Origin of the sequence: Crossiella cryophila, assembly GCF_014204915.1 — a bacterium.
Taxonomy (GTDB): domain Bacteria; phylum Actinomycetota; class Actinomycetes; order Mycobacteriales; family Pseudonocardiaceae; genus Crossiella; species Crossiella cryophila.
This window is the reverse complement of sequence record NZ_JACHMH010000001.1, coordinates 3,075,382-3,098,129: the sequence shown is the minus strand read 5'-3', so window position 1 is coordinate 3,098,129 and position 22,748 is coordinate 3,075,382. Positions and strand designations below refer to the sequence as shown.

Genomic DNA, 22,748 nt, shown 5'->3' with positions numbered 1-22,748 from the left:
AAACGTTGGGGGACAACACAATGAACAAGCTAGTCGGCAAGTTCGCGCCGGTGCTGGCGCTGGCCGCGGCGGTCTCGGTCCTGGGCGGCGCCACCGCCTCGGCCGCACCCGCCGGACTGCCCTACCTCGGCCCGGACGGGTACAAGAGCCTGAAGCTGGGCATGTCGGAGGCCGATGCCCTGGCCACCGGTCTGCTCACCGAACAGGAGCAGATCGGGAGCTGCGTCAGCTACCGGTTCGTCAGCAGTGAGGGGAGCATGCCCGCCTACAGCGGCGTGCTCTTCGACGAGAACCGGAAGCTGAACTCGATCGGCGCCACCTCGCGGATGCTCACCCGCGAGGGCGCCTGGCCGAACATGCACATCAAGGACGTCAAGGTGGTCTACCCGCAGCTCACCCAGGACCCGGACCAGCCCTACCTGCACAAGACCCCGGTCCCGGGCAATACCAACGCGAAGTACCACTTCGTGCTGGACGAGCACGACGTCGCTTACACCTTCGGGCTGCACAGCAACCGCGACGCCGCCTGCGGGGCCTGAGCGAGAACCGCGGCTCGGCCTAGGAGCGCCGGAGCAGGGCCAGCGCCTCCGGGATCGAGTCGACCACCGGGCGGCCGGTGACCTCCAGCTTGCGCCGGTTCATCACACCCGTGGTGACCAGCACGCAGGAGGCGCCGGCCGCTTCGGCGGCATCGGAGTCGTCGACCACGTCACCGATCAGCACCACCTCGGCCGGATCGAGTCCCTGCGCGGCCAGGTGCGCCACCAGGTGCCCGGCCTTGGAGCCACCCCCGGTGTCCACCCGCAGCCCGTCCACCCTGGCGAAGAGGTCCAGCAGCCCGAACTCGGTGACCAGCGGGACGAGTTCGTGGTGGAACCACATGGAGAGCAGGGACTGGGTGCCGCCGGTCGCGGCCCAGTCGTGCAGCGCCACCGGCACCCCGGTGGCCAGCGCGCAGGTGTCCAGCACCGAGCGGTATGCCTCGTGGTAGGTCTTGTCCAGCCGGATCCAGTCCTCGGCGGTCAACTGGCGGTCCAGCAGCCGCGAGTAGCAGTCGACCAGCGGCCGGGAGAAGGTGTCCCGCCAGGCGTCCATGGTGATCGAGGGCCTGCCGAAACCGGCGCAGACCTGGTTCACCGAGTCGAGCACCGCATGGTTGTCATCCAGCAGGGTCCCGTTCCAGTCCCAGACAACGTGTGTGGCGCGGAGTGTGCGGTCCCGTGTCGTCACGGCCGGATACTAAGCCGCCGGACCGACAACGCCCGCCCGATTATCCGGCCGCCGAGCTGACCAGCCCGCCAGTGCCGCCCGGCCCACCCCGCCTGCCCTGCCGCTCAGTCGGCCGCCAGCCGGAACACCCGGCGCGCGTTGCCGCCCAGGAACAGTTGCCGCGCCTGCTCGTCCAGCCCCAGCTCGTCGATCCTGGCCAGTGCCCGGCTCGCGCTGAGCATCGGCCAGTTCGTGCCGAACATCACCCGGTCGCGGCCCCGCCCACGCAGGAAGTCCACCAGTTCCGCCGGCAGCCGGTGCAGCACGTAGGCCGAGGTGTCCACGTAGAAGTTGGGGTACTTGGTGGCCAGCGAGAGCACCTCGTGGATCCACGGGTAGCCGACGTGCCCGCCGATCACGGTCAGCTCCGGGAAGTCGAGCAGCACCTCGTCCAGGTACGGGATCGGCCGCCCCGGTTCGGACGGGCACAGCGGCCCGGTGTGCCCGATCTGGGTGCAGAACGGCACGCCCAGCTCCACGCAGGCCACGTAGACCGGGTAGTAGCGCCGGTCATTCGGCGGCAGGTTCCACAACCACGGCACCACCCGCACCCCGGCGAAGCCCAATTGGCCGACACAGCGCCGGATCTCGCGCACCGCGCCCATCGGATCGGCCAGGTCCACCGTTGCCACACCGCGGAAGCGGTCCGGGTGCGCGGCGACCACCGCGGCCACCTCGTCGTTGGAGATCAGCGAACCGGTGGGGCCGTGCCAGCCCGCGAGCAGCGCCAGCGACACCCCGGCCTCGTCCATGGCGGCCAGGTTCTGCTCGACGGTGGGTGTCTGCCGGGAGATGCCGGTCCAGCGCAGCAGGGTGTCCAGCCAGGGCGCGGCCATGAAGCGCTCGGTGGGTTGCTGGGCCCAGACGTCGACGATGTCCATGCCGGGCACGATAGGGCGGCGCTGGGCATGATGGGGCCATGGATCTCGCCGAGGCACGCCGCATCGTCCGGGAACAACCACGCGCGGTGCTGGCCACCACCCGCGCCGACGGCAACCCGCAGATGTCGCCGGTGCTGGCCGGGGTGGCCGAGGACGGCGCGATCCTGATCAGCAGTCGCACCACCGCGTTCAAGGTGAAGAACCTGCGCCGCGATCCGCGGAGCTGGCTGTGCGTGCTGCCGGATGCCTTCTTCGGCCGGTGGATCCAGATCGAGGGCACGGCCACCGTCCTGGAGTTGCCCGAGGCCATGCCCGGCCTGGAGGACTACTACCGCCGCGTCACCGGCGAGCACCCGGACTGGGCGGAGTACCGGGCCGCGATGGAGTCCGAGCGCCGGGTGCTCATCCGCGTCGAGCTGACCAGGGCCGGCCCGGACCGCAGTGGCTGACCTGATCACCGAACTCGGCGCCCGCTACGGCCGGGACTGGGCCCCGGTCACCGTTGGCGAGTCCGGCGCACGGGTCTGGCGGACCGCGCGGCACTACCTCAAGATCGCCCTCACCCCACCGCACCCCGACCCGGCCGCCGCCCCCAGCGCCGAGGCCGCCCGCTGCACCTGGCTGGCCGCCCAGGGTTTCCCCGCCCCGGAGGTGGTCGAACACGGCGACCGCGACGGCTTCTCCTGGCTGGTCACCACCGCCCTGCCCGGCCGCCCTATCAGCGATCCCTGGCCTGCCCACCAGGCTGACGGCGTCGTGGATGCCCTGGCCGGCCTGACCCGCGCCCTGCACGCCCTGCCGGTGGCCGACTGCCCGTTCGACCGCACCCTGGCCGTCACCGTGCCACTGGCCAAGGCCGCCGCCGCGGCGGACCTGATCGACCTGACCCACCTGGCCCCCGAATACGCGGGCTGGTCCACCACGGACCTGCTCGCCGAACTCGACCGCACCCACCCGGCCACCGAGGACCCCGTGGTGTGCCACGGCGACCTGTGCACCCCGAACGTCCTGCTGGACCCGGACTCCCTGGCCGTCACCGGCGTGCTGGACCTGGGCCGCCTCGGCCGCGCCGACCGCCACCTGGATCTGGCCCTGGCCACCAGGAGCCTGACCCGCGCCGGCCTGGACCCGGCCCGCTTCCTGTCCCGCTACGGCCACCCCGAACCGGACCCCACCCTGATCCGCTTCCACCGCCTGCTGGACGAGTTCTACTGACCCGTCACTCCACCGGCACGATCCGCGCCACCAGCGCCGAGACCAGGTCGGCGGCCGCGAACGGCCGCATCGCCTCGGGCAGCGTCAGGTGCTCGACCACCAGCCCGGTCATCGCCAGGTACAGCAACGCCACCGTCTTGGCCCCACCCGGCAGCCCACTGTCCACATGGAACTGCACGTAGGAGTCGAAGTTGGCCTGCATCGTCTCGGTCATCGCCGCCCGCAACTCCGGCCGCCGCGTCGCCTCCAACCGCAGTTCCTGCAACGCCAGGTACCCGGCCGGATCCCGGTTCATCCGGTCCAGCAGCTGGTGCATCAACGTGTCGACCAGCTCCCGCGAACGTGGTGCCCGCATGGTGTCGACCAACATCTCCGGATCCGGCGCCAGCCGAAGATGCACCTGCCCACCAACCTGGTGCAGCAGATCATCCCGATTGGCGAAGTAGTTCGACGCGGTCCCCTTGGGCACCCCCGCCGCCACATCCACCGCCCGGAACGTCAACCCCCTGGCGCCCTCCCGGGCCAGCACCTCGATCGCCGCATCCACCAACGCCGCCCGCCGAGCCAGGTTCTGAACCACCCGCACCTCCCCCATCAACCACTACAAGCATAGTACTCGGTGGTCAGAGATCGTCCAGGCGGGCGAGCAGGGTCTTGGGAGCCACCGCCCGGAAGGCGTCCTCGACGATTTCGGCGACCTCGGCCCAGTCGAGTCCGGGGACATCCAGGTAGACACCAAGCCAGCCCCGGTGCCCGACGTAGGGCGGCCGGAAGTAGCGCTCGGAGTCCTCGGCGATGAGGGCTTCCTGGGCGCCGGGCGGGGCCGCGCACCAGAAGGCGAGGCGGGTGTCGTGATGGTTGTTGGCGTAGGTGACGAAGGTTTTCTTGCCGCGGATGAACCAGGTGGGCTCGCCGTGGCTGAGGCGTTCGGTGGTGTCGGGGAGGGCTAGGCAGAGCGCACGCAGGGCGGCGAGCGGGTCCGGCGGGTCTTGCGGCGGCAGCGGCACGGGGCGACTCCGGTGGCGCGAGCGGGGCGGGCGGTTCCGGTGGGGCCGGTGCTGCGGGCAGTTCCGGCGAGTCCGGTGGCGCGAGTGGGGCCGGTGGGGCCGGTGGGGCCGGTGGTGTGAGTGGCTCCGGCGGAGCCGGTCGGCCAGGCAGCTCCGGCGAAGCCAGCGGGCCGGGCGGGTTCGACCGGCCAGTGCCGCCAGCAGACCGGAGGACTCCGGCGAATTGACAGTGTCAGCGCGCCACAGTGTCAGCGCGCCGGGTGTTTCCGGCAAGCCGGGGCTGCCAGCAGCCGGGCAGATCCGGCGACGCCGCTGGGCCGGGTGGGTCGGCGGGACTGGCCGGCGGGACTGGCGAGGCCGGTCGACCGGAGGAGCCCGGCGGACCGGCGATGCCTGGGATGGCGTGGCCGGGTGCCGGGGCTGCCGGAGTGCCGAGGTGCGGCGTCCGTGGGCGGTTGGTTGGGTTTGGTCAGTCCGGGGGGTTGTCCAGGAGGTCGGCGTCCAGGTTGGCTTCGCGGAGTTCTTCGCGGACCACGCGGAAGGCCAGGCCCTCGGAGTAGCCCTTGCGGGCCAGCATGCCGACCAGGCGGCGGATGCGGGTTTGTTCGTCGGCGGACTGGAGGCTGCCGCCGCGGAGGCGTTTGCGCACCAGTTCCCTGGCGCGTTCCTCCTCGGCGGCGGGGTCCACGGCGGCCACCGCTTCGGCCGCCACCTCGTCGGCGACGCCCTTGCGGCGCAGCTCCACGCTCAACGCCCGCTTGGCCATGCCCTGGTAGGCGTGCCGGGATCGGACCCAGACCTCGGCGAAGGCGGCGTCGTCGATCAAGCCCACCTCGTCCAGGCGGGCCAGCACGCTCTCGGCGACCGCCGGGTCCACCCCCTTGCGGGTCAGGCTCTGCGCCAGTTCCGACTTGGTGCGGGGGCGGGCGGTGAGCAGCCGCAGGCAGATGTCCCTGGCGTGCGCCACTGGGTCCTGCGGTTGCGGCTGCTCCGACCTGCGCTGTCCGAAGGCCACGATCAGAAGTCGACCGGGGCAGGCGCGGGCGCGCTGTCGTCGGCGTCCAGCTTGGCGCCGATGCCCATCTTCTCCTTGATCCGCTTCTCGATCTCGTTGGCCACGTCCGGGTTCTCCCGCATGAACTTGCGGGCGTTCTCCTTGCCCTGGCCCAGCTGATCGCCCTCGTAGGTGTACCAGGCACCGGACTTGCGGACGATGCCCTGCTCGACGCCGACGTCGATCAGCGAACCCTCGCGGCTGATCCCGGTGCCGTAGATGATGTCGAACTCGGCCTGCTTGAACGGCGGCGCGACCTTGTTCTTGACCACCTTGACCCTGGTCCGGTTGCCGACCGCGTCGCCGCTGTCCTTGAGCGTCTCGATCCGGCGCACGTCCAGGCGCACCGAGGCGTAGAACTTCAGCGCCTTGCCACCGGTGGTGGTCTCCGGGCTGCCGAACATGACGCCGACCTTCTCCCGGAGCTGGTTGATGAAGATCGCGGTGGTGCCGGAGTTGTGCAGGGCACCGGTGATCTTCCGCAGCGCCTGGCTCATCAGCCGGGCCTGCAGACCCACGTGGCTGTCGCCCATCTCGCCCTCGATCTCGGCGCGGGGCACCAGTGCGGCCACCGAGTCGATCACCAGCACGTCCAGCGCGCCGGAGCGGATCAGCATGTCCGCGATCTCCAGGGCCTGCTCACCGGTGTCCGGCTGGGAGACCAGCAGCGCGTCGGTGTCCACCCCGAGCGCCTTGGCGTAGTCGGGGTCGAGCGCGTGCTCGGCGTCGATGAAGGCGGCGATGCCGCCGTTCTTCTGCGCGTTGGCCACCGCGTGCAGGGCGACCGTGGTCTTACCGGAGGACTCCGGACCGTAGATCTCCACGACCCGGCCACGCGGCAGGCCGCCGATGCCCAGGGCCACGTCCAGCGCGATGGACCCGGTCGGGATGACCTCGATCGGCGGGCGCCCCTCCTCGCCGAGGCGCATCACCGAGCCCTTGCCGAACTGCTTGTCGATCTGGGCCAGCGCCAGTTCGAGGGCCTTGTCTCTGTCGGGTGCTGCGGGTGGCATCGCGGTGTCCGCCTTCTGTTCCGGGCTGGTCTCTGGGGGTCGCGCTCACGCTAGCGGGCAGGACCGACAATCCGCCGGGAGGCACTTGCCGTCTGTGGATAACCGGCCCGATGTGGACAACAGGGTAACCGAACAGGTGTTCGATCCCGCAACCGACACGCCCTCTGCTACGGTGCCGCGCCCCGAGAGGTTTCGGCGTGCGAGCGGCGCCGCTTGAGGGATGGCCCCAGGTGAAGGACAGGCGGGGAACTCAGAGCCAGCCGTGCCGGATGGCCTGCACCCCGGCCTGGAACCGGGTCTGCGCGCCGCAGCGGTCCATCAGCTGACGCACCCGCCGCTGCGCGGTCCGCGGCGCCATGCCCAGCTGCCGCGCGATGCTCTCGTCGGTCAGGCCCGCGGCCAGCAGCGCGAGCAGCTGCGGGTCCACCTCGGGCGCCGCCTCGGCCGCGGCCGCGCCGGTGAACGGGATACTCCGGTCCCAGTACAGCTCGAAGGTGGAGTGCAGCACGTCCAGCAGCGGGGACGGCCGGATCACCAGCACGCTGTCGATGCCGGTCGCGCCGACCACCGGCAGCACCGCGCCCCGCCGGTCCACCAGGCCCAGCTTGAACGGCAGGTCCGGGGTCACCCTGGCCTTCTCCCCGCCGGCGACCAGCCCGAGCACCTCCTCCAGCCGCCCAGGCAGCTCGAAACTGGACCTTTCGTAGACCACTCGCCAGCTGACATCGCGTTTGCTGCTGTCGCTTTCCAGTCCGATGAACTCCTCGGAATGGGATAGGTAAGGAGGTTTGTCCAAAACCCGGACCTCCTCCCGCGCACTGAGCAACAGGGCTCGCCACTGGGACAGCGCGGCGTCCGCGCCCTTCACCACCTCGACAATGGACTCGTCCTCCGGACAACCGTCGCCGGACTGCCGGTAGATCTCCATCAGCCGGGCCGTCTCGACCCTGGCGCGGCGGTGCTCGCTCTCCCGGTCGGCGATGAGCAGCTCCAGCGCGAGATCGGGCGCGACCGCGCACCAGCGGGCCGTCGCACCGGCCACCCTGCGCACCAGCCCGCGCCCCTCCAGCTCGCCGAGCACCTCGGTCAACCTGCGCGGATCGCGTTCCGATCCGGCCATGGCCAGCTCGGCGGCGGTACTCGTGCCCGCCCGCAGCAGCAACTCGTAGACCGCCGACTCGCTCGCGCTCACGCCGAGGTTCTCGAACACCCGTCCACTCCCGCCTGTTCCGCCCAGTGTGACTCCCGGAAAGCGAAAAGGCACTCCCGCCGCTCTTTGTCTGGATTACCAGTATTCAAGTGATTATCCGACCGAGCGGCCAACAGGTCGGCAATCCGTTAGACCATTCGCCGCAGGTCCTGAACGCATAGTAGTCGGATGATGACGAATGCGTGATCGAGTAATGGCGTGAACACGGTGCTGACGTAAAACAGCCGCGAACAACACTGTGCCAGCGGTCACACCAATGCCTACCTTCCGAGTCCCCTGCTTTGGAAGGAAAACCCCTGTGAACCGTGTGTTCCGCACGGCGCTGGCCGCAGCGTCCGTGCCCGCCGCCCTGGCCAGCAGCATCATGCTGCTGCCCCTGTCCGCCCAGGCCGCGCCCGCCGGGGCCCAGCCCGCCCAGCCGGTGACCGAGCGCCCGTTCGAGCGGCTGATCGTCGGCTACAAGTCCAGCTCGCTGGAGGCCTCCTCCGACGACGCCGCCGCCAGCGACACCCGTGGCAAGGCCGCCAGGGTCGGCAAGGACCTGAAGCTGGACCGCCGCCTGTCCACCGGCGCCGCGGTGGTCGACCTCGGTGGCAAGAACACCAAGGACCAGGCCGCCCGCACCATCGAGGAGTTCCGGGCCGACCCCAAGGTCGCCTACGTCGAACCCGACCTGATGATGCAGCCGCTGGCCGCGCCGGATGACACCGACTACGCCAAGCAGTGGGACCTGTTCGAGGCCACCGCGGGCATGAACGTGCCGGACGCCTGGGCCAGCACCACCGGCACCGGGGTGACCGTCGCGGTGATCGACACCGGCTACGTCGCGCACTCCGATCTGGCGGGCAACATCGTCTCCGGCTACGACTTCGTCGCCGACTCCAGCCGTGCCCGTGACGGCAACGGCCGCGACAACAACCCGGCCGACGAGGGCGACTGGGTCAAGCGCGGCGAGTGCGGCACCGACCTGGCCGGGCAGCCGGTGCCTGCCAAGGACACCGACTCCAGCTGGCACGGCACGCACGTGGCGGGCACCATCGCCGCCTCGACCAACAACACCAAGGGCATCGCGGGCATCGCCTACAACGCCAAGATCCAGCCGATCCGGGTGCTGGCCAAGTGCGGCGGCGCGACCTCCGACATCGCCGACGCGATCACCTGGGCCTCCGGCGGCACCGTCTCCGGCGTCCCGGCCAACCCCACCCCGGCCAAGGTCATCAACATGAGCCTCGGCGGCAAGTCCAGCTGCTCCAGCACCTACCAGAACGCGATCAACTCGGCGGTCGGTCGCGGCACCACGGTGGTCGTGGCCGCCGGCAACAGCAACGACGACGTGGCCAACTACACCCCGGCCAGCTGCGGCAACGTGGTCTCGGTGGCCGCGAGCAGCCGTGAGGGCAACCGGACCTGGTACTCCAACTACGGCGCCAAGGTCGACGTGGCCGCCCCGGGTGGCGAGACCCGCAGGGCCACCGACACCCCCGGCACCATCACCACCCCGGAGAACGGCATCCTGTCCACGCTGAACGCGGGCGCGACCACCCCGGGCGCGGAGAACTACAAGCCGTACCAGGGCACCAGCATGGCCGCCCCGCACATCGCGGGCCTGGCCGCGCTGCTGCTGGGCAAGGACAAGACGCTGAGCCCGGCCACGGTCGAGCAGCTGATCAAGGACAACGCCCGCCCGCTGCCCGGCACCTGCACCGGCGGTTGTGGCGCTGGTCTGGCCGACGCCGCCAAGACGGTGGCCGCGGTCGGCGGCACCACCCCGCCGCCCGCCGGGACCTTCAGCAACGCCGAGGACGTCGCGATCCCCGACCGCGGCGCCGCGGTGACCTCCTCGATCACCGTCACCGGCCGCACCGGCAACGCGCCCAGCGCGCTGAAGGTCGCGGTGGACATCAAGCACACCTACCGCGGCGACCTGGTGGTCGACCTGCTCGCCCCCGACGGCACCGTGTACCCGCTCAAGGCGTCCTCCTCGGGCGACTCGGCGGCGAACGTGCTGGCCACCTACACCGTCAACGCCTCGACTGAGGTCGCCAACGGCGAGTGGAAGCTGCGGGTGCGGGATGTCGCGGCCTACGACACCGGCAAGATCGACTCGTGGAGCCTGACCTTCTGATCCACGCGGTCACCCGACTCACTGGATGAAGTAGTGCGCTGACCCGCCCGGTCCCTGTTCCGGGCGGGTCAGCGACGTTCCGGGGGCACGTCCAGGTCCTCGCACACCGCGCGCCAGACCTGCTTGGGCGAGATCCCCGCGTCCAGGGCCTGGTCCGCGGTCAGCCCGCCGAGTGCGGAGAAGACGTGGTCCCTGGCCAGCATCTCCGCGCGGACCTCGCCGAACTCCTCGGCCATCAGACTGCGGAACACCGTGTTTCTCATTGCCGACCAGCCTACGGCGCGCCCCGGTAGGCTCGGCTCGTGCTCGACTTCGGCGACGACCCCACGGGTCTGTCCTCCCCGCTCGCGACGATCATCATCATCGCCGCGCTCATCGGCGCGATCGTGATCAACCTGCGGTACCTGCGCAGCAGGCGCAAGCGCGACGACGAGGACTAGGCCGCCCGCAGCGCCCGCAGCGCGCAGATGACCAGCAGCGGCAACGCGGCGAAGCCCACCAGCAGGCCCAGCGCCGGGTAGGACCCCGCGGTCACCAGCACCCCGGCCAGCACGCCGCCGCCAGCGCCACCCAGGTTCATCAGCAGGTCGGACAGGCCCTGGACGTTGGGCCGCTCGGCAAGTGGCACCGACTCGGTGAGCAGTGCCGAACCCGATACCACCCCCGCTGACCAGCCGAAACCCAGGACGATCAGTGCCAGGGCGAGTTGCGGCGCGTCCCCGCTGTCCGCGGTGCCCGCGATCCCGGCCGCGGCCACCACCAGCGCCGTGCCCAGGCCGAGCACGGGCACCCGGCCGTGCCGGTCGGCCAGCCAGCCGAAGAGCGGACTGGCCACGTACATGGCGGCCGCGTGCAGGCTGATCACCACGCCGACCACGGCCAGCGAGTGGCCGCCGTGGTCCAGGTGCACCGGGGTCATCGACATCAGCCCGACCATGGCGGCGTGGCAGAGCACGATCCCGGCCAGCGCCAGCCGGGCCTGCCCGCGCAACTGCCGCCAGGCCGCGGCCCGGCGATCCCTGGCTGGCACGGTCAGCACGCCGCCGTGCATCGGGCACCCCGCGCCACCGGCGGATTCCCTGGCCAGCACGAGCGGGTCGGGACGCAGTCCCAGTCCGGCGAGCAGTGCCGCGGCCAGGAACACCAGCGTCGCGACCAGGTAGGCGCCCGCCGCCTCGGGCAGGCCGAGCCCACCCGCCGCCGCACCGGCCGGTCCGGCCAGGTTGGGGCCGACCACCACCCCGGCGGTGCTGGCCCACACCACCACCGACAGCGCCCGCGCCCTGCGCTGCGGGGCGGCCAGGTCGGTGGCGGCGTAGCGGGCGGCCAGCCCGGCCATCGAGCCACCGCCGAAGAGGATCAGCGCGCCGAGCAGCAGCGGCCAGCTGCGCACGGCCAGCGCCAGCACCGCGAGTCCGGCGCCGAGCGCGCCGAGGCCGTAGCCCAGCACCAGCGCGGGCCGCCTGCCCCGCCGGTCGGCCAGGCTCGCGGCTGGCACCGCGAACAGCGCCGAACCGAGGGTGGGCGCGGTCGCGGCGAGTCCGCCCACCGCGGCGCTGCCGGAGAGCGCCGCCGCGGCCAGCGCGCTCACCGCCACCCCGGCGGCCACCCCGCAGGCGCCGAGCACCTGGGTGGCCGTGAGCACCCCGAGCACCCGGCGCTGCACCGCGGGCGCGGGTGCACTCACCCGTCGCCGTCCAGCCGGAGCGACCGGCCGATGATCTCCTTCATGATCTCGTTGGTGCCGCCGTAGATCGCCTGCACCCGCCCGTCCAGGAAGTACTTGGAGATCGGGTACTCGCGCATGTAGCCGTAGCCGCCGTGCAGCTGCAGGCAGCGGTCGGCCACCTTGCGGTCGATGTCGGTGGCCCACAGCTTGGCCATGGCCGCGTCCTCCGCGGTGAGCTTCCCGGCGACCAGGTCGAGCACGCACCGGTCCACGAAGGTCTGGGTGACCCAGTACTGCGTCTCCATCTCGGCCAGCTCGAACCGGGTGTTCTGGAACGCGCCGATGGAGCGGCCGAACGCCTTGCGCTCACGCACGTACCGCTCGGTCAGGTCCAGCATCGCGCGCACCGCCGCGGCCGAGCCGACCGCCATGGACAGCCGTTCCTGCGGCAGGAAGCGCATCAGGTGGTAGAAGCCGCGGTTCTGCTCGCCGATCAGGTTGGCCGCGGGCACCCGCACCTCGTCGAAGAACAACTCGGCGGTGTCCTGGGCCTTCTGCCCGATCTTGTCCAGGTTCCGGCCGCGCTCGAACCCCGGCATGCCGCGTTCCACCGCGAGCAGGCTCAGGCCCTTGCTGCCGGTGGCGTCCGGATCGGTGCGGGCGACCACGATGACCAGGTCGGACAGGATGCCGTTGGTGATGAAGATCTTGGACCCGGACAGCACCCAGTCCGAGCCGTCCCGGCGCGCGTGGGTGCGGATGCCCTGCAGGTCAGAGCCGGCGCCGGGCTCGCTCATGGCGATCGCGGTGATCAGCTTGCCCGCGCAGAAGTCCGGCAGCCAGCGTTGCCGCTGTTCAGGGGTGGTCAGCTCGCGCAGGTACGGCCCGACGATGTCGTTGTGCAGCCCGAAGCCCAGTCCGGTGGCCCCGGCCCGGACTATCTCCTCGTCCTGCACCGCGTAGAAGCGGTAGTCGGACTCGCCACCGCCGCCGTGCTCCACCGGCATGTCGATGCCGAGCAGCCCGAGCTTGCCCGCCTCCTCCCAGACCTCGCGCGCGACGATGCCGTCCCGTTCCCACTGCTCGTGGTGGGGCAGCACTGACCTGGTGAGGAACTCCCGCACCGTCGCCCGCAACGCCTCGTGCTCGGCCTCGTACAGCTGACGCTCCATGCCTTCGATCGTGGCACGCGGCCGATCAGTGCGGAACCGCCCGGCGGGGCCCGGCCACGGCGCGACCGAACGGGCAACGAGCGCCCGCCATTCAGGTAACGGTTTGGACCGGCGACATCACATTCCGTCTCCGGCCCCGTCGCACCGTGCGTTGCGTCACAGAACAAGTCGAAAGTTGAAGCAAGAGTTCGTCCGAACGCAGGAATCGTGTCGGCTGGGGCGACTAGAGAGGGGACGACACAGTGTCCGCACAGGCGCATTCCCTTGGGGGACTCGGCGGGGTGTTACGCCGGGACATCGCCAGGCGCACCAGCACCATCTTCACCCCGGTCCGCCCGGAAACCCAGGACAGCGAACTGGACGGGGTGGTGTCGGCGGCCATCGCGGGTGACCGGTACGCGATGTCCTGGCTGCTGGGCTACCTCCGGCCCATCGTGGTCCGCTACTGCCGCACCCGGATCGGCCGCCAGGAGCGCTCCTACGCCTCGGCCGACGACGTGGCGCAGGAGGTCTGCCTCGCGGTGCTGACCGCGTTGCCGACCTACCGCTCCCAGGGCCGTCCGTTCCTGGCCTTCGTCTACGGGATCGCCGGGCACAAGGTCGCCGACGCCTACCGGCACGCGGCGCGCAACTTCTCCGAACCGGTGCCGGAGGTGCCGGACACCGTGGTCACCGAGGGCGGGCCGGAGCAGCTGGCGCTCTACCGGGAGCTGTCCGCGGAGATGGGCAAGCTGCTGGACGTGCTGCCGCCCAAGCAGCGGGAGATCCTGGTGCTGCGGGTGGTCGTGGGGCTCTCCGCGGAGGAGACCGCCAGCACGGTCGGGTCCACTCCCGGCGCGGTGCGGGTGGCCCAGCACCGGGCGATCAGCAGGCTGCGCACCCTGCTGACCAGGCAGCGGCGCTCCTCGACCTAGTCTCGCGGCATGCACGTGCTGCGCGCCGAGATCGACGGACGACCGGCCACGGTCGAGGAGCTGCTGACCACGACCACGGTCAACTACGGCCATTTCACCGGCATGACCGCGGTGGACGGCCGGGTCCGCGGGCTGGACCTGCACCTGGACCGGCTCGGCAACGCGACGAGGGCATTGTTCGGCACCACCCTGGACACCGACCGGGTGCGCACCCTGTTGCGGCAGGCACTCTCCGGCCTGCCGGGCCCGGTCAGCGCCCGGATCAACGTCTTCCCGACCGAGCTGAGCTGGGGCGGACTCGGCGACCCGATCGACTCCAGGGTGCTGGTGCTGATCCGCCCGGCTCCCGCGGTGGTGACCACGCCGTTGCGCACCCGCACCGTGCGCTATGTCCGGGACGCGCCGGAGTTCAAGCACGTGGGCACCTTCGGCCTGTTCCAGCAGCAGCGGCTGGCCCGGCTGGCCGGCTTTGAGGACGTGGTCTTCCTGGACGAGCGCGGCAGGCTCAGCGAGGGCTCGATCTGGAACCTGGGGTTCTTCGACGGCGAGCGGATCGTGTGGCCGGCGGCGGACGTGCTGCCAGGGGTCGCCTATCAGCTGCTGCGCCGGGGTCTGGCGCAGTTGGGCGTCCCGGAGGCGCTGCGCCCGGTGGAACCAGCCGAACTGACTGGTTTCCGGGCTGCTTTCTTCACCAACGCGACCACTGGCGCACGCGCCCTGAGCTGCGTCGACGAGGTCGAGTACGCCCTCGACCCCGACCTGATGGACCTGCTGCGCCGAGGCTATGAACTCGCTCCCTGGGACCAGGTCTGACCCGTCGATGGATGTCGGTCGATCGCACGAAAAAGTGGAACTCTCACCAGGTTTCGGCCACTAAGGGAAAGGGGCATCAACATCCGCCCCATTCCTACCGAGGGGTCCAACGATGAACCGAAGATCACGGACGTTGGCCGGACTGGTGGCGCTGACCACGGTGAGCGCCACGCTGGCGGTGGCGCCGCCCGCCACCGCCGCGCCGGCCACCACACCGGGCGCCGGGACGTACCACCAGGTCACACTGATCACCGGCGACCGGGTGCGCGCGGGCCAGCGTGCCGACGGGAGCTGGAGCCTGACCGTGGAACCGGTCGCCGACGGCACCGCGTTCGGCTACCAGCAGTTCCCGGTCACCCAGCACGGCCGCACCGACTGGTACCTGGTGCCGAACAAGGCGGATCGCCTCGTCGGCGAGGGGCTGCTCGATCGCGAGCTGTTCAACGTCACCGGCCTGATCCGGCAGGGCTTCGACGACGCGCGCAGCCCGGCGCTGCCGCTGCTGGTGCAGTACCCGGAGGCCGCGACCACCCGCCGTGCCGCGGAACTGCCGGGCACGACGGTGCGCCGGGAGCTGCCGAGCCTGAACATGGCCGCGGTGGAGGAGAAGAAGTCCAGCACCGCCGAGTTCTGGCGCGAGCTGACCCACCAGGGGCCGAGCACGCTGGCCGGGGGCGCGCGCAAGATCTGGCTCAACGGCAAGGCCAAGGCCAGCCTGGACACCAGCGTGCCGCAGGTCGGCGCGCCGGCGGCCTGGCAGGCCGGGTTCACCGGCAAGGGCACCACGGTCGCCGTGCTGGACACCGGCATCGACGACACGCACCCGGATGTGGCCGGGAAGGTCAAGCACAGCAAGGACTTCAGCGGCAAGGGCAACGTCAAGGACGGCGACGGGCACGGCACCCACGTGGCGGCCACCGCGGTCGGTTCCGGCGCGGCCGAGGGCGGCAAGTTCAAGGGCGTGGCCCCGGAGGCCGATCTGGCCGTGGGCAAGGTGCTCGACGACGGCGGCAGCGGCAGCTTCGCCGACATCATCGCCGGCATGGAGTGGGCCGCGGCCGAGGTCAAGGCCAAGGTCATCAGCATGAGCCTCGGCGGCGGGCCCACGGACGGCTCGGACCCGATGGCGCAGGCGGTGAACACGCTGTCGCGCAAGCACAACACGCTGTTCGTGATCGCCGCGGGCAACGCGGGCGCTCCCGGCTCGGTGTCCTCACCGGCCAGCGCGGACCTGGCGCTGACCGTCGGCAGTGTCACCAAGGGCGGCGGGCGATCGGAGTTCTCCAGCCAGGGACCGCGGGTCGGCGACGGCGCGGTGAAGCCGGAGATCGCGGCGCCGGGCAGTGACATCGTGGCCGCGCGGGCCACCGGCACGGCCATGGGCCAGCCGGTGAACGAGCGCTACACCAAGGCATCCGGCACCTCGATGGCCACCCCGCACGTCGCGGGCGGCGCGGCGATCCTGGCCCAGCAGCACCCGGACTGGACCGCCGAGCAGATCAAGTCCGCGCTGGTCTCCACCGCGGTCCCGGTCTCCGGCAACGGGGTCTTCAGCGTCGGCGGCGGCCGGATGGACCTGGGCAAGGCCGTCGGCGCCAAGGCGCTGGCCAGTCCGAGCGTGGTCAACGCGTTCCTGAAGTGGCCAAGCACCAAGGCCGAGACCCGCACGGTGACCTACACCAACCCGGGCACCACGCCGCTGACGCTCAACCTCAAGCTGGACCTGGCCGACGGCACGGGCAACCCGGCGCCTGCCGGACTGGCCAAGCTGTCCGCCAACTCGGTGACCATCCCGGCAGGTGGCAAGGCCGAGGTGGGCATCACGCTGACCCCGCGCGCGGCCAAGCCCGGCGGCTACGGCGGCGTGCTCACCGCCTCCGACGGCAGCACCACGGTGCGCTCGCTGGTCGGCGCGAGTGAGGAGGGCGAGCACTACGACGTCAACGCCAAGGCCATCCGGCAGGACGGCAAGCCCGCCACCGAGCAGGACGGCAGCGTCACGCTGCTGCGGCACCAGGACGGCGCGCGCTACCACCTCTCCTTCACCGGCAGCACCCGCGTGCCGCCGGGCGTGTACAGCGCGATCGCCTCGATCACCACGCAGCGGCCGGGCGCGGACCAGACCATCGCGATGGTGGCCAACCCCGAGGTGAAGATCACCAAGGCGGCGACGGTCTCCTTCGACACCAGGCAGGCCAGGCGGGTCAAGGTCAGCGGTGACCAGCCCGCCGCGCGCAGCGGGTACTGGCTGTCCCAGATGCGGCAGCGGATCAAGGACAACGGGCTGACCTACAGCTTCGGCTGGCTGCTCAACCCGCGTTTCTCCGAGTACTACAGCCATTCCACCGGGAACAGCTCGCCGTCCTTCGGCTACGCGGACAACTTCCGGCTGGAGGAGCCCGACCTCGAACTGTTCACCGAGGGGGCGCAACGCCAGGAGATCCCGGTCGGCTGGCTGCGTGGTTCGCCGGAGGACCCGGTCAGCACCAAGGTGCCCAGCGTGTACGCCGGTGGCGGCACGGTGGAGGAGCTGGCCAAGGTCGACGCCAAGGGCAAGCTGGTGGTCATCGGGCTGCCCGGCCAGACCACCTTTGACGAGGTGTACCAACGGATCCGCAACATCAAGGCGGCCGGTGGCCTGATCGCCGGGCTCTACGTCACCGACGATCAGCCCTTCCGGGCGGGCGAGCGGCTGGCCAAGGAGGAGAACCCGGCGGCGCTGCCCTCGGTGCGGGTCTTCGGCGACTACGGGCCGAAGTTCGCCGAGTACGCCAAGACCGGCGGGCAGATCTCGCTGACCACGCGGCGCAGCAGCAAGTACCGCTACGAGCTGTCCTTCCCCTCCCCAGGCAAGGTCCCGGCCAAGCTGGACTACCCGGTCAAGACCGCCGACCTGGCCGCGATCACCATGGCCTACCACGGTTTCAGCGAGGCTGAGCCGCCCATCGTGGGGGCCAGTGTGGAGGGGCTCGGCGACCGGCTGAGCACCAACTGGTTCACCGGGGCGGTGGCCTCGGCCGAACGGGTCGAGCACTACACACCGGGCAACTGGGAGATCAACGTCGGCGGCTGGTACGGCGCCTCCGGCGACCTGGTCGGCAAGCTGAAACTGGAGGCGGGCAAGTCCTACCGCCAGGAGTGGAACAAGGCGGTCACCGGCCCGGCCTTCACCGGCACCACCAGCAACGGCGTCGGCGACAACCACCCGTGGGCCTGGTTCAAGGCCGACCTGATCGACGTCACCGTGCCCTGGTTCTCCGACGCGGCAGGCCACCCCAGGCCCGCCGACCCGGGCTGGGGCATCGACAAGGGCACCACCACCCTGTTCGCCGACGGCAAGGAAGTCGCCCGGCACAACGCCCCCGGCCGAGGCGTCTTCCTGCGCGAACGCGCCACCCAGTACCGGCTGGAGTCCGACGTCAGCCGCGACGCACCGTGGTGGACCACCAGCACGAAGATCAGTTCGGTGTGGACCTTCGGCATCCCCCGGGTGGAAACCGGGGCCCTGCCACTGTTCAACGTCCGCTACGCACCCCCGGTGAACCTGCGCAACCTGGCGCCGGGGGACCGGGAGTTCGCCATCCCGGTGACCGTGCCGCGACAGGACGGCCCGGCCGAGGCCACCAGCCTGACCGTGGACTACTCGGTGGACGACGGGGCGACCTGGCAGCAGGCCAAGGTGGACAAGACGGCGAGCGGTTGGACCGCGACCGTGCGCAACCCGGCAAAGGGCTTCGTGTCCTTGCGGGGCAAGGCATCCGACGGCACGAGTTCGGTCGAGCAGACCGTGCTCAAGGCCTACGAGATCGGCTGACCTGACGACGGCGGCGTCCCACCCAGGGACGCCGCCGTCCCAGTCACAACCGCTGCGGCCCGGCCGCGAACTCCGGCCATCCCAGCCACAACGGCCGCCACCCCAACCACAACCACCTTCACCACAACCGCGGCCGTCTCCGCCACAACCCCGGCGGCCTCTGCCACAACCCCGGCCGTCCCGGCCGCGGCTGCCGCCATCTCGCCGGGGACGCCGCCGTCCGGCCTCAGCTGGTGCCCGGCTGGATCTTCTGCTCGAACAGGTCGGCCATCGCGTTGGCGTTACCCGACTTGGCCCCGGTCACGTTGACCGCCCCGAACAACGGCCTGCCCTCCACGGTGAAGACCACCCACCCGGTGCTGTTGTTCACCGCCGCCGAGTAGTGCCCCTTGAGCCCATTGCCCTGCCACGCCGCCTCGACCTTCTCGCCCTTGCCCGCGAGTTGTTTGGTCATGGCCGCGGCCATGTCGGCGGACTGCTGCGACGGCGCCTGCTGGTAGATCACCTGCACCTGCTGCCCATCGGCCCCGCTGACACTGCAACTCACCTGCGCCCCGACCAGCTTCGCGACCTCGGCAGGCACATTGGCCACCCCTGGCCCCTTGGCGCACTTCCCGGTGTCGGCCACGGTCCCGGCGAGCTGCCGCAGACAACTCGTGAAGCCCTTGTCATCAGCCGACCCGACCGACTGGCAGTCCTGCGCGGTGGGCAGCTTCGTCCCCCCGAACGCGAACACCCCGACCACCACACCAAGCACGACCACCACCGCCGCGGCGATCCCGATCAACAGCAGCTTGTTCTTGTTTCCCTTGCCGCCCTTACCCGCACCGGCCGCCTGGGGATAACCGCCACCCTGTGGATAGCTTCCAGCGTACTGCTGCTGTTGGGCGTAGCCTTGCTGTTGCCCCGGGTACTGCGACTGGCTCGGCAGTCCAGGAGCCGGGGTGGCCGACTGCGTCACCTGCGAGGACTGCGTGACGTGCGCCGGCTGAGTGCCATGCCCCGTCTGGGTGTGCCCCGCCTGGTCGAGATACGCGGTCTGGTCGAGATACCCGGCCTGCCCCGCGTGCTCCCCCTGCGCCGGGTAACCGCCGTGACCTGACTGCGCGGCATACCCAGCCTGCCCGCTGTACCCAGCCTGGGCGCCATGTTCGGTCTGGGCGCCGTACCCGGCCTGCGCGGCCTGTTCGGTCTGGGCGCCATATCCGGACTGCGCCGGATGCTCGGCGTGCGCACCGTACCCAGCCTGCGCGGCCTGTTCGGCATGCGTGCCGTAGCCAGCCTGCGCGGCGTGGTCAGAGTGCGTGCCGTAGCCGGCCTGCGCGGCTTGGTCAGCATGCGCGCCATACCCCGCCTGCTCACCCTGCGTGCCGTGCGCGGCGTACCCGGCCGCCGCGGCCTGCCCGGCCGCGCCCGATGCCGTCTGCACGCCGGATCCCGTCTGCAGCCCCTGGGCCGTCGCGGACGGCACGTCCTGGGTGCGCATCGGGTTGTCGTCCTGCGGCACGTGGTACGCGCCCATGGCCACCGCGGTCTCGGGCTGGTCGAGACTGACCGGCACCACCCGCAGCCGGTCCGCGATGAGTTGTGCCACCAGCGGGATCCGGCTCGACCCGCCGACCAGGAAGATCCCGGCGAGCTGCTCCGGCGCCATGCCCGCGCGCTGGATGGTCTGGGACAGCACGTCGACGCTGCGCAGCAGGCTGGGGCGGATCAACGCCTCCAGTTCGGTGCGGGTGACCAGGACGTCGGAGAACTCCTCCGGCATCGGCACCTCGGTCTGCGGGTGCCGGGAGAGGGCTTCCTTGGCCTCGCGCACGTCCTCGAGCAGGGTGCGCCGGCCACGGCGGTCCGCGGTGGACTCCGGGCGCAGCAGTCGCTGCCAGCGGCCGGGGTCGCGGAAGGACACCTCCCGGCCGACGTGGATGAGCAGCGCGTGGTCGACGTCCAGGCCGCCCAGGTCCGGCAGGCCGTCCTCGGCGAGCACGGTGAACCCGGTCGGCGTGACCCCGACGACGGCGACGTCGAAGGTGCCGGCGCCCAGGTCGTAGACGGCCAGCGCCTGCCCGGGGGTGAGTTCGCGGTCCGGGAAGGAGGCGAAGTGCGCGGCCGCGGCCACCGGCTCCGGCACGAGTACCAGGTTGGGCCCGAGCCCGGCCAGTCGCGCCGCGGAGACCAGGGCGTTGCGCCGCACCGTGCCCCACTGCGCGGGGTGGGTCAGCCGCACCTCGTCCGGCAGCACGCCGTTGAGTTGCCGAGCGGTTTCCTTGGCGACCCGCTCCAGCACCGCGGCCAGCGCGTCGGTGACGGTGATGACGTTGGTGCCCAGCAGCAACGTGGTCTCGTCGATGCGCCGCTTCGGGTTCGGCTCGAACCGCGACGGGTCCAGCCGCGCCTGCCGTTCGGCGTCCCGGCCGACCAGCAGGGTGCCGTCCTCGTTGGCGTAGACCGCCGAGGGCATGGTCGCGGAGCCGTCCACCTCGATGACCCGCGGCGGCAGGCCGTGTGCGGACAGCACCGCCACGGTGTTGGACGTGCCCAGGTCAACGGACAGGACGCGCACAGCTCTCCCCTCGCCTTCCTTCAGCGGAGGCTGATGCTGCCATGTCCGAACGGAGCAACGCGGGCGGATCCCCTAATTGAGGGTGATTGGTTGTCGCTAGTCCCCGCGCGGCTTCGCCCGGACGTGCATCCGCTCACCCTGCGGACCGAACAGGCTGAGGATCTCCACCGGAGCCTCGCCGGTGCTGCCGAACCAGTGCGGCAACCGGGTGTCGAACTCGGCGGCCTCACCGACCTTGAGGATCACGTCGTGGTCGGCCAGCACCAGCCGGAGCTTCCCGGCGAGCACGTACAGCCACTCGTAGCCCTCGTGCGTGCGCGGGTCCGGCGTCTTCTTGGTGGTCCCGATGACCATCTTGTACGCCTGCAACCCGCCCGGCTGCTGGGTCAGCGGCACCACCACCGAGTCGCCGTGCCGGACCGGTTTGAGTCGCACCCGGGGGTCACCCACCGGCGGCGCCCCGACCAGTTCGTCCAGCGGCACCTGGTGCGCGTGCGCGATCGGCAGCAACAGTTCCAGGCTCGGTTTGCGCTGACCCGACTCCAGCCGGGACAGCGTGCTCACCGAGATGCCGGTGGTCTCCGACAACGCGACCAGCGTGCAGTTGCGCTGCTGGCGGATCCGTTTCAGCCGGGGTCCGACCTCGGCAAGCACCTCATCCATACTCATATTGCAGAAACAGCAAAGAAGTTTGTCAATATTCCTCGCCTGGGTGCATGGTCGGGTCATGACCGACATCGACTGGGCCGCAATGGCCGACCTGCTCGAACGCGAGGCCGAGACCAACTTCCCGTACGTCGAGCAGGCACTGGCCGAGCTGAGCCACCTGACTCCGCAGCGCATCCTGGACATCGGCAGCGGCCCGGGTGTGGCCGCCTGCCAGCTCGCCGCGGCCTTCCCACAGGCCGAGGTCACCGCCGTCGACGGCACCCCCGAACTGCTGGACCGCGCCGAACTGCGCGCCAAACGCCTCGGCGTCACCCTGCGCACCCAGGTGGCCGAGTTCCCGGCAGGCCTCGCCGACCTGGACCGCGCCGACCTGGTGTGGTCCGGCCAGGTCGTGCACCACGTCGGCGACCAGCAGGACGCGCTCCACCGCCTGACCGCGTTGCTCAACCCGGGCGGTGTGCTGGCCATCGTCGAAGGCGGCCTGCCCGCCCGCTGCCTGCCCCGCGACCTGGGCTTCGGCCGTCCTGGCCTGGCTGCCCGGCTGGACGCGGCAACAGCCGACCGCTTCAACCGGATGCGCGCGGACCTGCCCGGCACAGTCCCCGTCGTCGAGGACTGGAAAGCCCTCTTCGCCAACACCGGCCTCACCGAAGTCCGCAGCAAGACCTTCCTGATCGATCACCCCTCTCCATTGTCGGAACCACATCGCCACACCATCCGCCGAACCCTGGAACGCCAGCGCCACGGCTTCGCCGAGGACCTCGCCCCAGACGACCTGGCCACCCTGGACCGCCTGCTCGACCCCAAGGACCCAGCAGGCGTGGACCAACGACAGGACCTGTTCTTCCTGTCCGCCAAAACCGTCCACTACGGCACCAAGCCCTAGCCGACACACACCGCCCAGACCTCAGCCGGTCATGTTCGGCCAGCCCAGCGGCCAGCCGGGGCGCACGGGACACCCCACGCGCTCCGGCAACCGCCGGACATCCCGGCAACCACCAGCCGCGCCGGCACTCACCGGGCAGCCCAGCGGCCGCTCCGGCAACCACCACACCTCGCGGTAGCCACCAACCGCTCCGGCCTGTCCCGGCAACCGCCGGCGCACCGGACAGCGCCAAGCACACCAACAACCACCGATCACACCGGCGGCTGCCAAACGCACCGGCGACCCACGGCCACACGCGACATCCGGCGCTCCGGCAACCGCCTGACGCTCCAGCGGTCACCAACGCCTCATGACCCTCCGGCCATGCCGACAACCGCCTGACGCCCAGCGGTCACCAACACTCCGCGAGCCTCCGGCCACACCGGCAAACGCACCGGCACCTGCCAGACACACCGGCAACCTCAGCCACGCCGG

At 71.0% G+C, this 22,748-nt stretch carries 20 protein-coding genes and 1 pseudogene; 9 read left to right on the top strand and 12 right to left on the bottom strand.

All coding sequences use genetic code 11. The features are described 5' to 3' along the window. Window positions 1-20: 20 nt before the first annotated feature. Window positions 21-539, top strand: a complete 519-nt coding sequence (locus HNR67_RS14475) for a hypothetical protein (protein WP_185002534.1) — start codon at window positions 21-23, stop codon at window positions 537-539. Window positions 540-558: 19 nt separating this feature from the next. Here the strand turns inward: HNR67_RS14475 and HNR67_RS14470 are convergent, their stop codons facing one another. Continuing rightward, on the bottom strand, window positions 559-1,230 hold the full coding sequence (locus HNR67_RS14470) for an HAD family hydrolase (protein ID WP_185002533.1): 672 nt from the start codon (window positions 1,228-1,230) through the stop codon (window positions 559-561). A gap of 104 nt (window positions 1,231-1,334) precedes the next feature. After that, window positions 1,335-2,150: an amidohydrolase family protein gene (locus tag HNR67_RS14465; protein ID WP_185002532.1), complete on the bottom strand. Its 816-nt coding sequence runs from the start codon at window positions 2,148-2,150 to the stop codon at window positions 1,335-1,337. A 38-nt stretch (window positions 2,151-2,188) separates the two neighbouring features. On the opposite strand from HNR67_RS14465, the gene HNR67_RS14460 reads away from it, so the two are divergent. Together HNR67_RS14460 and HNR67_RS14455 are read left to right on the top strand one after the other, a co-directional pair. Continuing rightward, entirely contained in the window at window positions 2,189-2,599 is a 411-nt protein-coding gene (locus HNR67_RS14460) for a PPOX class F420-dependent oxidoreductase (protein WP_185002531.1), read from the top strand. A gap of 1 nt (window position 2,600) precedes the next feature. Further along, window positions 2,601-3,365, top strand: coding sequence for an APH(3') family aminoglycoside O-phosphotransferase (locus HNR67_RS14455; RefSeq protein ID WP_185010644.1), 765 nt, complete (start codon window positions 2,601-2,603; stop codon window positions 3,363-3,365). 4 nt (window positions 3,366-3,369) lie between these two features. Here the strand turns inward: HNR67_RS14455 and HNR67_RS14450 are convergent, their stop codons facing one another. The 5 genes from HNR67_RS14450 to HNR67_RS14430 form a co-directional block, all read right to left on the bottom strand. Then, window positions 3,370-3,945: a TetR/AcrR family transcriptional regulator gene (locus HNR67_RS14450; protein ID WP_185002530.1), complete on the bottom strand. Its 576-nt coding sequence runs from the start codon at window positions 3,943-3,945 to the stop codon at window positions 3,370-3,372. 43 nt (window positions 3,946-3,988) lie between these two features. Then, window positions 3,989-4,372: an MmcQ/YjbR family DNA-binding protein gene (locus HNR67_RS14445; protein ID WP_312987253.1), complete on the bottom strand. Its 384-nt coding sequence runs from the start codon at window positions 4,370-4,372 to the stop codon at window positions 3,989-3,991. A gap of 469 nt (window positions 4,373-4,841) precedes the next feature. Continuing rightward, a complete protein-coding gene (locus tag HNR67_RS14440; RefSeq protein ID WP_312987252.1) occupies window positions 4,842-5,387 on the bottom strand; it encodes a regulatory protein RecX in 546 nt (181 codons plus the stop codon). Between the two features lie 2 nt (window positions 5,388-5,389). Continuing rightward, a complete protein-coding gene (recA, locus tag HNR67_RS14435) occupies window positions 5,390-6,439 on the bottom strand; it encodes a recombinase RecA (protein WP_185002529.1) in 1,050 nt (349 codons plus the stop codon). Window positions 6,440-6,689: 250 nt separating this feature from the next. Further along, window positions 6,690-7,649: a helix-turn-helix domain-containing protein gene (locus HNR67_RS14430; protein ID WP_185002528.1), complete on the bottom strand. Its 960-nt coding sequence runs from the start codon at window positions 7,647-7,649 to the stop codon at window positions 6,690-6,692. A gap of 298 nt (window positions 7,650-7,947) precedes the next feature. Here HNR67_RS14430 and HNR67_RS14425 point away from each other — a divergent pair, with 298 nt between their 5' ends. After that, window positions 7,948-9,774: a S8 family serine peptidase gene (locus tag HNR67_RS14425; protein ID WP_221489893.1), complete on the top strand. Its 1,827-nt coding sequence runs from the start codon at window positions 7,948-7,950 to the stop codon at window positions 9,772-9,774. A gap of 68 nt (window positions 9,775-9,842) precedes the next feature. On the opposite strand, the gene HNR67_RS14420 is transcribed toward HNR67_RS14425, so the two are convergent. After that, complete coding sequence (locus HNR67_RS14420) at window positions 9,843-10,037, bottom strand: DUF3046 domain-containing protein (RefSeq protein WP_185002527.1); 195 nt, start codon at window positions 10,035-10,037, stop codon at window positions 9,843-9,845. Between the two features lie 39 nt (window positions 10,038-10,076). Between HNR67_RS14420 and HNR67_RS14415 the strand changes: the two genes are divergently transcribed. Next, window positions 10,077-10,214, top strand: coding sequence for a hypothetical protein (locus HNR67_RS14415; protein WP_185002526.1), 138 nt, complete (start codon window positions 10,077-10,079; stop codon window positions 10,212-10,214). On the opposite strand, the gene HNR67_RS46230 is transcribed toward HNR67_RS14415, so the two are convergent. Both HNR67_RS46230 and HNR67_RS14405 read right to left on the bottom strand, forming a co-directional pair. Next, a complete protein-coding gene (locus HNR67_RS46230; protein ID WP_185002525.1) occupies window positions 10,211-11,461 on the bottom strand; it encodes an MFS transporter in 1,251 nt (416 codons plus the stop codon). The genes HNR67_RS14415 and HNR67_RS46230 overlap by 4 nt on opposite strands. After that, window positions 11,458-12,615, bottom strand: a complete 1,158-nt coding sequence (locus tag HNR67_RS14405) for an acyl-CoA dehydrogenase family protein (protein ID WP_185002524.1) — start codon at window positions 12,613-12,615, stop codon at window positions 11,458-11,460. Before HNR67_RS14405 ends, HNR67_RS46230 begins: the two co-directional genes overlap by 4 nt. Window positions 12,616-12,932: 317 nt before the next feature. Between HNR67_RS14405 and HNR67_RS14400 the strand changes: the two genes are divergently transcribed. The 3 genes from HNR67_RS14400 (at window position 12,933) to HNR67_RS14390 (ending at window position 18,156) form a co-directional block, all read left to right on the top strand. After that, a complete protein-coding gene (locus tag HNR67_RS14400) occupies window positions 12,933-13,529 on the top strand; it encodes a sigma-70 family RNA polymerase sigma factor (RefSeq protein WP_407645175.1) in 597 nt (198 codons plus the stop codon). 9 nt (window positions 13,530-13,538) lie between these two features. Next, a complete protein-coding gene (locus HNR67_RS14395) occupies window positions 13,539-14,342 on the top strand; it encodes an aminotransferase class IV (protein ID WP_185002523.1) in 804 nt (267 codons plus the stop codon). A gap of 112 nt (window positions 14,343-14,454) precedes the next feature. Beyond that, a complete protein-coding gene (locus HNR67_RS14390) occupies window positions 14,455-18,156 on the top strand; it encodes a S8 family serine peptidase (RefSeq protein WP_185002522.1) in 3,702 nt (1,233 codons plus the stop codon). A gap of 1,447 nt (window positions 18,157-19,603) precedes the next feature. Here the strand turns inward: HNR67_RS14390 and HNR67_RS46645 are convergent. Both HNR67_RS46645 and HNR67_RS14380 read right to left on the bottom strand, forming a co-directional pair. Next, window positions 19,604-20,719: pseudogene (locus tag HNR67_RS46645) on the bottom strand (Hsp70 family protein); the annotation flags it as partial. A 96-nt stretch (window positions 20,720-20,815) separates the two neighbouring features. After that, a complete protein-coding gene (locus HNR67_RS14380) occupies window positions 20,816-21,382 on the bottom strand; it encodes a helix-turn-helix domain-containing protein (protein ID WP_185002520.1) in 567 nt (188 codons plus the stop codon). Between the two features lie 64 nt (window positions 21,383-21,446). On the opposite strand from HNR67_RS14380, the gene HNR67_RS14375 reads away from it, so the two are divergent. Next, on the top strand, window positions 21,447-22,274 hold the full coding sequence (locus HNR67_RS14375; RefSeq protein WP_185002519.1) for a class I SAM-dependent methyltransferase: 828 nt from the start codon (window positions 21,447-21,449) through the stop codon (window positions 22,272-22,274). Window positions 22,275-22,748 lie beyond the last annotated feature (474 nt).